Origin of the sequence: Corynebacterium lemuris (assembly GCF_024919295.1) — a bacterium.
Lineage (GTDB): Bacteria > Actinomycetota > Actinomycetes > Mycobacteriales > Mycobacteriaceae > Corynebacterium > Corynebacterium lemuris.
The window spans coordinates 242,164-254,097 of the sequence record NZ_JANWTC010000002.1 but is presented as its reverse complement, the minus strand read 5'-3'; the positions used below and the strand labels follow the sequence as shown (position 1 = coordinate 254,097).

Genomic DNA, 11,934 nt, shown 5'->3' with positions numbered 1-11,934 from the left:
TCGTAGATCTACGACCCATAATCCTTCAGGTACACCTCAATTATTTCTACCGAGGTGATATCGGATAATGGTATATCACGGTAACGTCGATCTTCTAGCGAACGAATTCTGATGTGATTCGTAGATCGTGCCCAAGCCTGCCCCACATCAATTTGGGCCCCATCCGCATTCCTGCAGAAGATGCGGATGATCATCCCGGTGGCCAGCGCCTCGGCAAGCGTTTCTTCCATGCCACCTCACGGTAGCCGGCACCGATTCACACCAACCTCAGCTTCGCCGGCCGCGCAGCCACCTTCACCGTCGGCTCCGCACTACCCTCCCCCACCACGCGCAGCGCCGTGGAGAATGTCAACGCGTGTACCTCACCGGCAGGGAGACACAGCTCCGCTGCTGCGTCGGCAACCGAATAGCGCTTCGAACCGAAGACCTGGGGGAACACCCGGGAAGCCTCGTGGACCGGCATGCCTTCCGGCTCCCCGTTCCGGTAACCACGCCGTTCCAGCTCGGCGCAGTTCTGCCGGTAGGCCCAGTCGCTGAGCCACCCCACCTTATGAGAGGTGTAGGTCGCCGCCATCGCAGAGACACGGAAGGCGGTCTTGAACTCCATCAACTCGTCCACGGAGGGGTTCTGCGGGAGGTGCTCGATGATCGCGGTGCGGGGCATGAGGAATTCAGAGGCGAAGATATCGGCCTCCCGCTCGTGAACCGCAGCCACATCCTCATGCCTGTGGAGCGTCAGGTGCCCCAGCTCGTGTGCCACGTCGAAGCGGCTGCGCTCCGGGGTCTTGCGGCGGGCCAGGAAGACGAAGGGGGTCTGCCCCTGCCAGACGGAGTAGGCGTCGACTTCCTCCGCCAGGGCCGGCAGGCTGAACACCCGGATGCCGTGGAACTCAGAGAGCTGCACCAGGTTGGGCAGCGGTCCGGTTCCCAGCCCCCACGCCTCGCGGAGCATTCGCGCCGCCGTGCGGGGGTCATGGCCGCTGAGGTCCGGCAGGTTCGGGGCCCGCAGGCTGAAGCGCTGGGCGATCCAGTCGGCGACATCCATGGCGATGGCACCGGCCGCCTTCGCAGCCTTCCGCTGGATCGCGGTGGTGGCACGGCCGGCGCGGAAGTTGACCTCGGCGTCGGCAAGATCGGTGCAGTCGGCCAGGTGGAAGAAGCCGACCGGGAAGCTGAGTGCCCCGGAGAGGTCCGCTGCCCGGGACAGCGGTGCGCCATTGTTCTCGTAGGTGTTCACCGTCCGTGGGCTGACGCCGAGCTGGCGGGCCAGATCCGTCTTGGTCAGTCCGCGGCGCTGGCGGGCGATGGCGATCCGGTTCGGGGAGAGGAAACGGCTAGGCGGTGCGTCCCCGCTCCTCAACCGTGAACTCGACATCGTGTTCTCCCGCATCCAGTGGTCGCCTCATCGTGGTCTTGTAGTCAATGACCGGCAGGATCACCCTGATCCGCCAGCCGGTGAACCTGCCGTCCTTGATCCCCTCGGGGAGGGATATCTCAGAGCGCAGTTCACCATCGTCGCGGTAATAGATTAGGAACCAGGTTCCCGGTGGCGGGGCATCGGGGTCGGTTCGGTCAGACAGATATTCGACGATCTCGGGAAACGCCAGCTGGCCGCCCAGGACAAACTCCTCGGTGGCCCTCCCTTTGCGCTTCTGCACGTTGGGGCAGGCTGTCGGTGACTCCGAACCGGTCTCAGTGTTCCCCCCGAGAACCGAAAGTGTGTAGCTGTGCGTCAGGTGCCGCAGGTAGGGACGGTTCGACCTGTCCTCGGAACACCACTGGCCAGTACCCTGCAGCTTTTCACGAAGCGTGCCCACGGTATAGGACCAGCGGCTGAAACCCGGCGCGGTGACCGGGAAGAAAGAGGTCAGGTTCTGCGCGGCGAGTTCACCGCTGCCCAGGGCGTCCCGCACGGCGGCGGGGTCGATAGCCATATGGGCGAGGTAGTCCTCAGCCTCTTCATGCCCGATGATCTGCGGGAGGCCGGTCGGCTGGAAAAGCGATTCCATCGTGTCTCCTTCGCATGATCCATCTGTTCCTCAAATTATTGCATGGAACCGGAAGGTGGGGGAAGCGGGGCGCGAATAAGCAACGGAGCTGATTTCCTTCAGTAACCTCAAGGGCAGGAGCCAGGTAACCGGAGCCCGAAAGGTGGCAGCGCATAAGCAATGACCAGGACCTTTTTCCTCACCGAGGACCAGATCATCGAGGACTACAGCAACGCCGACAAGGAGGCGCTCGACCGCTTCTGGGACCTGGTCAGCAGGTTCGGCACCCCGATGCGGGAGCTCAACGGCGTGCGCACGACCTTCGTGTGGCGGGACATGGGCGCGAACGTGCCCATGCACCTGTACATGAACAGGATCACCGACAAGCAGAACTACGACGCCGGCCTGATGAAGCAGGTGCCGGGCACGGACATCCACGTCCTCACCCTGGAGCTCGCCTCCACCCTCCTCGCTTCCTACGGCTTCCAGCCGGCCGCCCCGGATGGGGAGCGACCGAAGGGCCCACCGCCGCACGACAGTTACCCCACCTACCTGGATACCCACAATCCCCGCGCGCTGGTGCGCAACGGAATCAATGGGCTGTCTCTGTTCGAGGGGCCCTTCAACCGCTTCCGGCGGGAGTGGCACTTCGATTCCGGGGACATCACCGGCACGCTGTTCAGCGAGGAAGTCCAGGTCGGCGATGCTTTGCGACGCCTCTGGCTCTACCTGCCCGCCGAGGCCGGCGAGGAGCTGCTGCCGCTGCTGACGCTTTTCGACGCGGAGACCTGGTTCGGGCGTCTGGATCTACCTGTCGCCCTGGAGAAGGCCGCCGCCGAGGGGAAGATCCCGTCGATGGCGGTGCTGGGTGTGTCCAATGTGGACCGGGCAGACCGGGTTGCCTCCCTGAGCGCCAACGAGGAGTTCCTGGGGGACGTCTCCGGTCCCGCCACCATCTGGGCCGTCACCCACGCGGCCTCCCGCGGGGCCACTCTCGCCGGCCCGGAAGGCCAGATCATCGCCGGTCAGAGCCTGGGTGGGCTCTCCGCTCTGGTGTCCGTCCTGGGGGAGCCGGAGCGCTACCGCTATGCCATCGCAGCCTCTCCCTCCTTGTGGTGGGAGCCGGGTGAGAAGCGCGCACCGGCGGACCTGGGCAGCCGCTCCGTCGACTGGATCACCGAGCAGTTCGGGACCAGCAAGGACCCGGAGATTGATACCAAGATCCTGCTCAGCGTCGGCGTCCGCGAGGGGCTCAGCGTGCCCCGTGTCCACCTGCTGGAGCAGACCATGCGCTACTTCCGCTGGGATGTAGGTCTCAACGTCTACGACGGCGGGCACGATTTCGCATGGTGGCGGGTGGCGCTCATTGATGATCTGGAGCGAATCTTCACGGGCTGATGTGGCCGGGCGTCGGGCATTCAACCGCCACCCCCGGTTGCGGTAGGTAAGCCTCACCTCAATAATGTGGTGGTTGTCATCCCCGCCGTTCCACTGCAAGGAACCCGCCCGGAAAGAGCCCCCACGATGTCCTCCCCGCCCACCTCCGTCGCCCCCGCGCCACCTCCCCGGTCCCGGCCCCGCCCGGAGCCGAACACCTGGGTCCGCTTCCTCGGCCTGGCGGCGGTCATCGTGGTGGCGGCGGCAGGCCTGATGGTCCTCAGCCTGCTGGTCGGGGCCCGGGCCACCGACGCAGGTGAGGTGCTGGCGGTGATCCCGCAGTCCCTGCGCTATGCCATGGACCCCGTCTTCGCTGCGACGATGCCCTTCAATGATCTGGTCATCCTCATCGGCGGCATGCGGGTGCCGCGGACCTTCCTCGCGCTCATCGCCGGAGCTGCGCTTGGCGCCGCCGGGGCACTCATCCAGGGTTTCACCCGCAACCCGCTGGCTGATCCCGGCATCCTGGGCATCAACGCCGGTGCCGCGGCTGCGGTGGCGATCTCCCTGGCGCTGGGCATCGTCTCCTCCCCCGACCACTTCGTCTGGCCGGCCCTCGTCGGTGCCGGTGCCGCCACGCTCGTGGTCTTCCTGCTGGCCTCCGCGGGGCCCATCGCCGACAGCCCACTGGGATACATCCTGGCGGGCATGGCGCTGAGCGCGCTGCTCATGTCGGTGGTCAACGCGCTGATGCTGAAAGATGCCGCGATCCTCGACGCTCTCCGCCTGTGGGCCACCGGCTCAGTGGCCAACCGGGACTTCAGCGTGGTCAAGGCCGTGCTGCCGCTGCTCATTCTCGGACTCATCCTCGCCCTGCTGCTGGGGCGCACCCTCAACCTGCTGAGCCTGGGCGATGAGGTCGCCGCCGCCCTCGGCATCAACGTCACCATCTCCCGCCTGGTGGGTATGTCCACCGTCGCGGTGCTCGGCGCGGTCGCGGTCGCCTGCGCCGGACCGGTGATGTTCATCGGTCTGGCCGCCCCGCACATGGTCCGGGCGGTCACCGGCCCCGACCACCGGGCGATCATCCCGCTGTCCATCGGCCTGGGGGCGTTGCTCGCGCTCAGCGCGGACATCCTCGGCCGGCTCATCGCCCGCCCGGGTGAGCTGCCCATGGGTATCGTCCTGGCCCTGATCGGTGTGCCCTTCTTCATCATGCTCATCCGGCGCGGCAGGCTGCGGGGTGCCCTGTGAGCACCACCGTCACCACTCCCGCCGTCCTGCGCACCGGTCTGGTCTCCTGGCAGTGGAACCTGCGGCTGGCCTTCTGGCTGGTGGTCACCGCCGTGGCCACCGTTCTGTTCATGGCGCTCGGCATCACCCTGGGCGACTACCCCCTCACGCTGACCGAGGTGCTCGCCGTCTTCGCCGGCGGGGGCACCGCCATCAAGCAGAAGGTCGTCCTCGACCTGCGGCTGGGCCGTGCCATCGTCGGCGCCGCCGTGGGTGCCTGCCTGGCCTTTTCCGGTGCGCTGACCCAGACGGTGGCGCGCAACCCGCTGGCCAGCCCGGACATCCTCGGCATCACCAACGGTGCCTCCCTGGCCGCGGTCGCGGCACTGATCCTCGGTGGTGCCGGAGCGGGCGGCACCCTCGGTGTCGGTGCGGAGGCGATGGTCTCGTCCCTCGGTGTTCCGGGTACGGCTGTGCTGGGCGCGCTGCTCATCGCGGTGCTCATCTGGTTCATCGCCGGTCCCGTGCGCGGCGACATGATGAGCCTGGTCCTCATCGGCGTCGGCTGCTCCATCCTGCTCTCCGCGCTGACCACGTGGCTGCTGGCCTGGGCGGAACTCGACCGCGCCGCGGAGGCCCGCATGTGGCTGACGGGCAGCCTCAACGGCCGGGACCTCAACCACGCCTGGGCACCGCTCGTGGTCGCACTGCTGGCGATCGCCGCCGCCGGCTGGCTGGCCTTCCAGCTCGCCGCGCTCTCCCTCGGGGAGACCACCGCGCACGTGCTGGGCCACAACGTGAAGATCACGCAGGTGATCCAGCTGCTCACCGCGGTCGTCCTCGCGGCGGTGGCGGTCTCTGCGGCCGGTCCCATCGGTTTCATCGCCTTCGTCACCCCGCAGATCGCGCGTCGGCTGGCCGGCACCGCCACTCCCCCGCTGGTGCTCTCCGCGTTCTGTGGGGCAGCGCTGCTCACCGGCGCCGACCTGTTCACCCGCACCATCGCGCCCTGGGAGCTGCCCGTCGGCGTGGTCACGGCCTTCTTCGGTGCGCCCGTGCTGCTGTATCTGATCATCTCGAACAACCGGAAAGTCAGGTGAGGGCCACCGTGTCCGCCGCCAAACTCACCCTGCGGGACGTCTCCGTCGGCTACGGCCAGCGCCAGGTGATCCACAACGTCGACCTGGACATCCCCGCCGGTGCCGTGACCACGCTCATCGGCCCGAACGGCTGCGGGAAATCCACCCTGCTCAAATCCATGTGCGCGCTGCTCGAGCACAGTGGACAGATTCTTCTCGACGACCGCGACCTCCACGCCTATCCCCGCCGCGAGCGCGCCCGCCTGCTGACCATGCTGCCGCAGACCCCCACCGCCCCGGAGGGTCTGACGGTGCGCCAGCTCATCGCCCGGGGGCGCCACCCCCACCAGTCCTGGTTGCAGCGCTGGTCGACCACGGATGAGCAGGCCGTCGAGGAGGCGGTGCGCGCCGCGGGGCTGGAGGAGCTGGTGGACCGCGCCGTCGGCACGCTCTCCGGGGGCCAGCGCCAGCGCGTGTGGATCGCGATGGTGCTCGCCCAGGGCACCGCGACGGTGCTTCTCGACGAACCCACCACCTACCTCGACCTCGCCCACAGCCTCAAAGTCCTTGAGCTGGTCGCCGATCTCCAGGCCACGGCCGGGCGCACCATCGTCATGGTGCTCCACGACCTCAACCTGGCCGCGCGTTTCTCCGACCACCTCGTCATCGTCGGCCCGGACGGGCGCATCGCCGCCACGGGTACCCCCGGACAGGTGTTGACCGAGGGGAATCTCGCGAAAGCTTTCGGCCTGAAAGCACTGGTCAGCGAGGATCCGGTCAGCGGCGGCCCACTGGTCATCCCCCGTTGAGCCCCACCACACCCATCTATTAGGTTAGGCTCTCCTATCGCAACCGTTCTCAACTCGATCCGGAGCCCTCATGAACCTCCCCCGTCTCGCCCCGTTCCGTCTCAACCGCCCGCTGGCCGCGGTCAGCGCCGCCGCCATCGCACTCGGTGGCCTGACCGCCTGCGCGGAGTCCGCGGACAACGGCAGCACCTCCACGACCGAGTCGACGAGCACCGCCACGGCCGATGACGCCGCCTGGCCGCGCACCATCGAGACCGTCGACGGTGAGGGCAACGACACCGAGGTCACCCTCGAGGCCGCACCCGAGCGGATCGTCTCCGCCTCCGTCACCCTCACCGGCTCCCTGCTCGCACTCGACGCACCCGTGGTCGGCTCCGGCGGCGGCCAGGGCTCCTCCCCGATCTTCACCGACGAGGAAGGCTTCGGCATCCAGTGGGCTGACATCGCCCTGGAGCGCGACGTCGAGCCGCTGTACCAGATCGAGCCGAACGTCGAGGCCATCCTCGCGCAGGACCCGGACCTGGTGGTCATGTCCAACGTCGGCCAGGACTCCGCCGTCGCCGTCTACGAGCAGCTCGCCGAGCTCGTCCCGGTCCTGGTCATCGACTACTCCAACCAGAGCTGGCAGGAGGTGACGACCTACCTCGGCGAGGCCACCGGCCGCGAGGATCAGGCCGCCGAGCTCATCGCCGGCTTCGAGGACAAGGTCTCCGAGGCGGCCGAGTCCATCACTCTCCCGCCGCAGCCGGTGAACATCATCTCCCTGGGACGGGAGGGCGGCATGAACTTCTTCACCACCGAATCCGCCCAGGGCCAGCTCTTCGCGGAACTCGGCTTCGACATCCTCATCCCCGCCGAGGACCTGGTGGGCACCACCGCCCAGGGCACCGACCGCGGCGACATCAAGGGTGTCAACCCGGAGAACATCGCCCCGGCCCTCGCGGGTGAGACCGTCTTCGCGCTCAACACCACCGGCGGCACCCCGGCCGAGGAGACCGTCCGCACCAACCCGGCACTCGCCGAGAACACCGCCGTCGCCGAGGACCGTGTCTACGGCCTGGCACCGGAGTTCTTCCGCCTGGACTACTTCTCCGCGACCAGGCTGGTGGAGTACCTCGACGAGGAGTTCTAGCCCGACAAAGATGAAACTCCCGCCCGGGCCCTGAAGAGGGGCCGGGCGGGAGTTTCCGCGCGATTTCCGACTGCCCACCCCCGGGAGGAATTATCCTGGAGGCTTGGAGGAGGAGTCTCATGTCCCGTGATTTTGGAGCAGCGTTTTCCCTGTTGAAAGAGCTGATCCCCTTTGATGCGGCCCAGCTTCTCAGGCTGGAGCAGGGCAAACGTCCGCAGGAGGTTTTTCGCACGGGGTACTCCTCCAACTCCGCTTGGGCTCTGGCGCATATGTTCCCGGTGAAGTACCCGGGCGGATTTACTCAATTCGCGAGCGCCGATGCTCCCCTGCCGCCGACCATCTCCACCGCAACAATCCGGGGTGAATTCACCCGCTCGGAACTGTTCCGCGATTACCTGGGGGCGGAAGGATACGCCGAGGGTATGACCTTGGAGCTATACACCGATTCCGGCCCCATCGGGATGGCGCATTTCTCCAGTCGCACTCCGCGTGCCTTCGAAGGGGCTCCCCGGAAGGCCGCACTCGCGGTGTCGGGGCTCCTCGGCCACCTGGTCGACATGGTTCCGGAGAGCGACTCTCCCGACTGGCCGGTGACGGTGGATGCCTCCCTCAAGGAGTCGCTGGAGCGGGATACGGAGTTTCAGGAGCATGTGCGGGAGTTCCAGAGATCTCCCCTTGCATTCGTGGAACACCTCTGGTGGCTGGACAACCAGCTGGTTTCCGTGGGCCTTGTACAACCCGGTCACGCCGAGGTCCGTGTGTCCACCGCCACGGAGACCGCAGGCCTCACCCGGCAGGAGATCCAGGTCCTGAGCATCCTGTGCTGCGGTGTCTCCGATGCGGAAATCGGGGCCCGTCTGCATCTGAGTGTGCGTACCGTCCAATCCCATGTGGGCTCCCTGCGTCGGAAACTGGGCGCAGAAAGTCGGCTTGAGGCTGCGATCATCGCCCTGGGGGCAGGAATCTATGCACCCCATCCGCGGTGGGCACCGCTGCGACAGATCGCGCGCGGGCGTCTACCCGATAGCTGACCGGTGGCGGAAAGCCGACCCGGAGTGATCCAGGCCGGCATTACGACTATTTAGCTGACGGACACCCGGTCAGCCGCCGGGACCTTGTCCACCAGCTTGGCGGCTTCCGCCACCTCATGCTTCTGGTGGTCGAAATAGTCATCGACTCCCTGGGTGGAGAACAGCGCCTGGAAGGGATCGCCGAAACCAGTTTCCACGCCGGTGAGGACCTCGAGTACGCCGAGTCCGCAGACCGGCAGGTAGTAGGGGCTGTAACCGCCCTCCTGGGCAAAGACGATTTTGCCGTCGCAGATCTCATCGGCGGCCTCGAGGATCAGCTCGGTCATGTTCTTGAAGCCCTGCTGGGTGACCATCTGACGCGCCAGGGGATCCATCACGGAAGCGTCAAAACCACTGGCAACGATGATGAGCTCAGGCTGGAACTTCTCCAGCGCAGGCACAACCACATCCCGCATCGCCGCCTCGTAGACAGCATTGCCACTGCCGGGCGGGAGCGGAATGTTCAGTGCCGTGCCTTCACCCGCACCTTCACCATTATGCTCGCGGAAACCAGATTCCGGCGGGTAGCACTTGTTCTGGTGGAGGGAGACGGTGAGAACCTCCGGATTGTCCCACCAGATGTCCTGGGTTCCGTTGCCGTGGTGGACATCCCAGTCGACGATGGCCACGCGGCTGATACCCAGTTCCTCGCGGGCGTAGGCTGCGGCGACAGAGCAGTTGTTGAAGAGACAGAAACCCATGCCGCGGGCCCGCTCGGCGTGGTGGCCGGGCGGGTTGACCAGGGCGTAGGCCGTGTCGACCTCACCCTCCAGCACCGCCCGGACCGCGCGTTTCACGCCACCTGCCGCCAGCCGGGCGATGTCGTATCCGCCCTTGCCGAAGGGGGTCGCACCGTCGCCGGCATCGCCACCCTTGTCCGTCTCCGACTGGGACTCGATCGAGTCCACCATCTCCGGGGTGTGCACGCGGAGGATGTCCTCCCTGGTGGCGTATTCGGCCTGCAGGACGGTCAGCTCATCGCGCAGCGGGGAGACCTGCACTGCCTCATGGAAACGACGCTTGGTGTCGGCATGGGCGACATGGTGTCCGATCGGCTGCAGACCCGCCCCGGGATCAGCTGGCGTGAAACCGCCGCTGCCTGTGTCCACCCAGCCGTACAGGGTGTCCCAGAGATATCCGACCTTGCGCTTGGTGCTCATGTGAAGTGCCTTCCTTGAAGGGTTGCCTGCTGAACACTGATCACCATATTGAGAGATGCCCCACATCCGATACCGCAAAACTACTGAACTTGTTTCTGCCCGAAAAATGACGAAACCTCCCACCCGGGCCCTGAAAGGGGCCGGGCGGGAGGCAGGCGTCGATAAGCGGTTTAGTTGCGCTTGGAGGCGGGCTCGCGGCCCTCGAAGACGTCGCGGGCGTCGTCGCGCGCCGGGGTGGAGAGGTAACGCTCGAGCGAGTCATCCAGCTCCAGCATCCACGGGGTGTGGTGCTGGGCAGCCTTGGTACCGGTCATCACCGAGGTGTAGGTGACGTCGCGGTAGTTGAGGATGTCATCGCGCTTGGACTGGATCCACTCCTTGAAGATGCCGCACACGGTGTCCAGGTCGAACATCGGGTAGTCGGTCTGCTCGATCAGGTCGCGGACATAAGCACCCTGGAAATCAACCTGGTCCTCCATGGAGTCCAGCTTGTCGAAACGCTCCAGCCACGCGTCGATGCTCTTGCGCTGCTCCTCCTTGGAGGGCAACTCGCGCTCACCGAGGATGACGTCACGGACGTACCAGGCCTGGGCGTCGAACATGTTGAAGGTGAACCACTGGTCCTGGGCGCCCAGGTAGAACATCTGGTTGTTCTTCTCCCACACGACACCGCGGTACAGGTTGTCCGGGTAGACGTTGTTCGGGGAATCCAGGGACAGGGACTCCGGCAGGAACGGGTAGTGGTGGATGTAGCCGGTGCACAGGATCACGGCGTCGAACTTGCGCTGCAGGCCGTTGGAGAAGTGCACGGTGTTGCCGTCGAACTTCTCGACGAGCGGCTGCTCCTCCATGCCCTCCGGCCAGTCGAAGCCCATGGGGGCGCTGCGGTAGGAGAAGGTCACGGAGCGGGCACCCATCTTGAAGGCCTGGGTTCCGATGTCTTCAGCGGAGTAGCTCGCGCCGATGAGCAGGATGTCCTTGTCGGCCAGGGCCTCGGCACCACGGAACTCGTGGGCGTGGACGATCTGACCCGGGAAGGTGTCGATGCCCTCGAAGTGCGGGACGTTCGGGAAGGTGAAGTGACCGGAGGCCACGATCACGTGGTCGAACTCGTTGGCCTCGGTCTCACCGGTGCGCAGGTTCTCCACATTCACGGTGAAGGTCTTGCTCTCCTCGTCGAAGTCGACCCAGCGTACGGCGTGGGCGAACTTCACGAACTTCTTGACGTCGGACTTCTCCGCGCGGCCGGCGATGTAGTCCCATAGGGCCTCACGCGGCGGGTAGGAGGAGACAGGGCGACCGAAGTGCTCATCGAAGGTGTACTCCGCGAACTCCAGGCCCTCCTTCGGGCCATTCGACCAGAGATTGCGGTACATCGAGGTGTGCACGGGCTCGCCGTACTGGTCGGTGCCGGTGCGCCAGGTGAAATTCCACTGGCCGCCCCAGTCGTCCTGCTTCTCGTAGCAGACGATCTCGGGCATCTCATGGCCCTTCTTCGCTGCGGACTCGAATGCGCGCAGCTGCGCCATTCCGCTCGGACCTGCCCCAATGATTGCAATACGCTTAGTCAAGCATGCCTTTCCGACCCGATCCCTCGGGCCACGGTTAATGCGTCGCGTTCCGGGGCAAGGGCCCAACCGGCAGGAGTGCCGGGGGCGCCGAGCCGCGCTGTACGCGGCGACTTCTCTCAAGTTGTCCAAATCATCAACGTGGCCTTCGGGGCGCACCTACAATGCACGTCCAACCGGGAGAATTCAGAGGGGCCGCCGCACCTTAAACGAGGTCTGCAGCAGCCAACATTCATAACCTAAAACTCTGAACCGGGCCACACCCAGGTCTAAAGGTTAACACATATTTGGCGAATGTGCATCTTTCACGATGAATGTGAAAGGTTGCGCCTGGCGTGCCTATCAATCAAAAAGCCTGTTCAGGGGACAGATTCAGCGGTCAGATATGTTCTCCAGAATTTAACGTGTCGGGGACTTGACAGCATTTTCAGTGAGGGTTCGCGGCGCGATACCCGGGGTGTTCCGGGGCGGTGCCGGCACAGCAGAACCTGTCCGCGGAGTACCGGGTGGTACTCCGC

11 protein-coding genes are annotated in these 11,934 nt (G+C 65.8%); 6 read left to right on the top strand and 5 right to left on the bottom strand.

Translation table 11 applies throughout. The features are described from left to right. Positions 1-8: 8 nt before the first annotated feature. The 3 genes from NYP18_RS04595 to NYP18_RS04585 are packed head-to-tail and all read right to left on the bottom strand — an operon-like array spanning position 9 to position 2,009. Positions 9-230: an EbsA family protein gene (locus NYP18_RS04595; RefSeq protein WP_259427001.1), complete on the bottom strand. Its 222-nt coding sequence runs from the start codon at positions 228-230 to the stop codon at positions 9-11. Positions 231-256: 26 nt separating this feature from the next. Next, on the bottom strand, positions 257-1,390 hold the full coding sequence (locus tag NYP18_RS04590) for an XRE family transcriptional regulator (RefSeq protein WP_259427000.1): 1,134 nt from the start codon (positions 1,388-1,390) through the stop codon (positions 257-259). Continuing rightward, entirely contained in the window at positions 1,335-2,009 is a 675-nt protein-coding gene (locus tag NYP18_RS04585; RefSeq protein WP_259426999.1) for a hypothetical protein, read from the bottom strand. The genes NYP18_RS04590 and NYP18_RS04585 overlap by 56 nt, the downstream gene beginning before the upstream one ends. Before the next feature lie 159 nt (positions 2,010-2,168). On the opposite strand from NYP18_RS04585, the gene NYP18_RS04580 reads away from it, so the two are divergent. The 6 genes from NYP18_RS04580 (at position 2,169) to NYP18_RS04555 (ending at position 8,649) form a co-directional block, all read left to right on the top strand. Further along, entirely contained in the window at positions 2,169-3,386 is a 1,218-nt protein-coding gene (locus NYP18_RS04580; protein ID WP_259426998.1) for an alpha/beta hydrolase-fold protein, read from the top strand. Between the two features lie 126 nt (positions 3,387-3,512). After that, on the top strand, positions 3,513-4,619 hold the full coding sequence (locus NYP18_RS04575; RefSeq protein ID WP_259426997.1) for a FecCD family ABC transporter permease: 1,107 nt from the start codon (positions 3,513-3,515) through the stop codon (positions 4,617-4,619). Beyond that, positions 4,616-5,698 (top strand): FecCD family ABC transporter permease, encoded by a 1,083-nt coding sequence (locus NYP18_RS04570; RefSeq protein WP_259426996.1) that lies wholly within the window; start codon positions 4,616-4,618, stop codon positions 5,696-5,698. Before NYP18_RS04575 ends, NYP18_RS04570 begins: the two co-directional genes overlap by 4 nt. Before the next feature lie 8 nt (positions 5,699-5,706). Then, positions 5,707-6,486, top strand: a complete 780-nt coding sequence (locus NYP18_RS04565) for an ABC transporter ATP-binding protein (RefSeq protein WP_259426995.1) — start codon at positions 5,707-5,709, stop codon at positions 6,484-6,486. Positions 6,487-6,556: 70 nt separating this feature from the next. Continuing rightward, entirely contained in the window at positions 6,557-7,618 is a 1,062-nt protein-coding gene (fepB, locus tag NYP18_RS04560; protein WP_259426994.1) for a Fe2+-enterobactin ABC transporter substrate-binding protein, read from the top strand. A 119-nt stretch (positions 7,619-7,737) separates the two neighbouring features. Continuing rightward, positions 7,738-8,649 carry a helix-turn-helix domain-containing protein gene (locus tag NYP18_RS04555; protein WP_259426993.1) on the top strand — a complete coding sequence of 304 codons (912 nt, stop codon included), beginning with the start codon at positions 7,738-7,740 and terminating at the stop codon, positions 8,647-8,649. Between the two features lie 50 nt (positions 8,650-8,699). Here the strand turns inward: NYP18_RS04555 and NYP18_RS04550 are convergent, their stop codons facing one another. Continuing rightward, positions 8,700-9,848, bottom strand: coding sequence for a class II histone deacetylase (locus tag NYP18_RS04550; protein WP_259426992.1), 1,149 nt, complete (start codon positions 9,846-9,848; stop codon positions 8,700-8,702). 170 nt (positions 9,849-10,018) lie between these two features. Further along, positions 10,019-11,377 (bottom strand): trimethylamine monooxygenase, encoded by a 1,359-nt coding sequence (locus NYP18_RS04545; protein ID WP_439648050.1) that lies wholly within the window; start codon positions 11,375-11,377, stop codon positions 10,019-10,021. Positions 11,378-11,934: the final 557 nt, after the last annotated feature.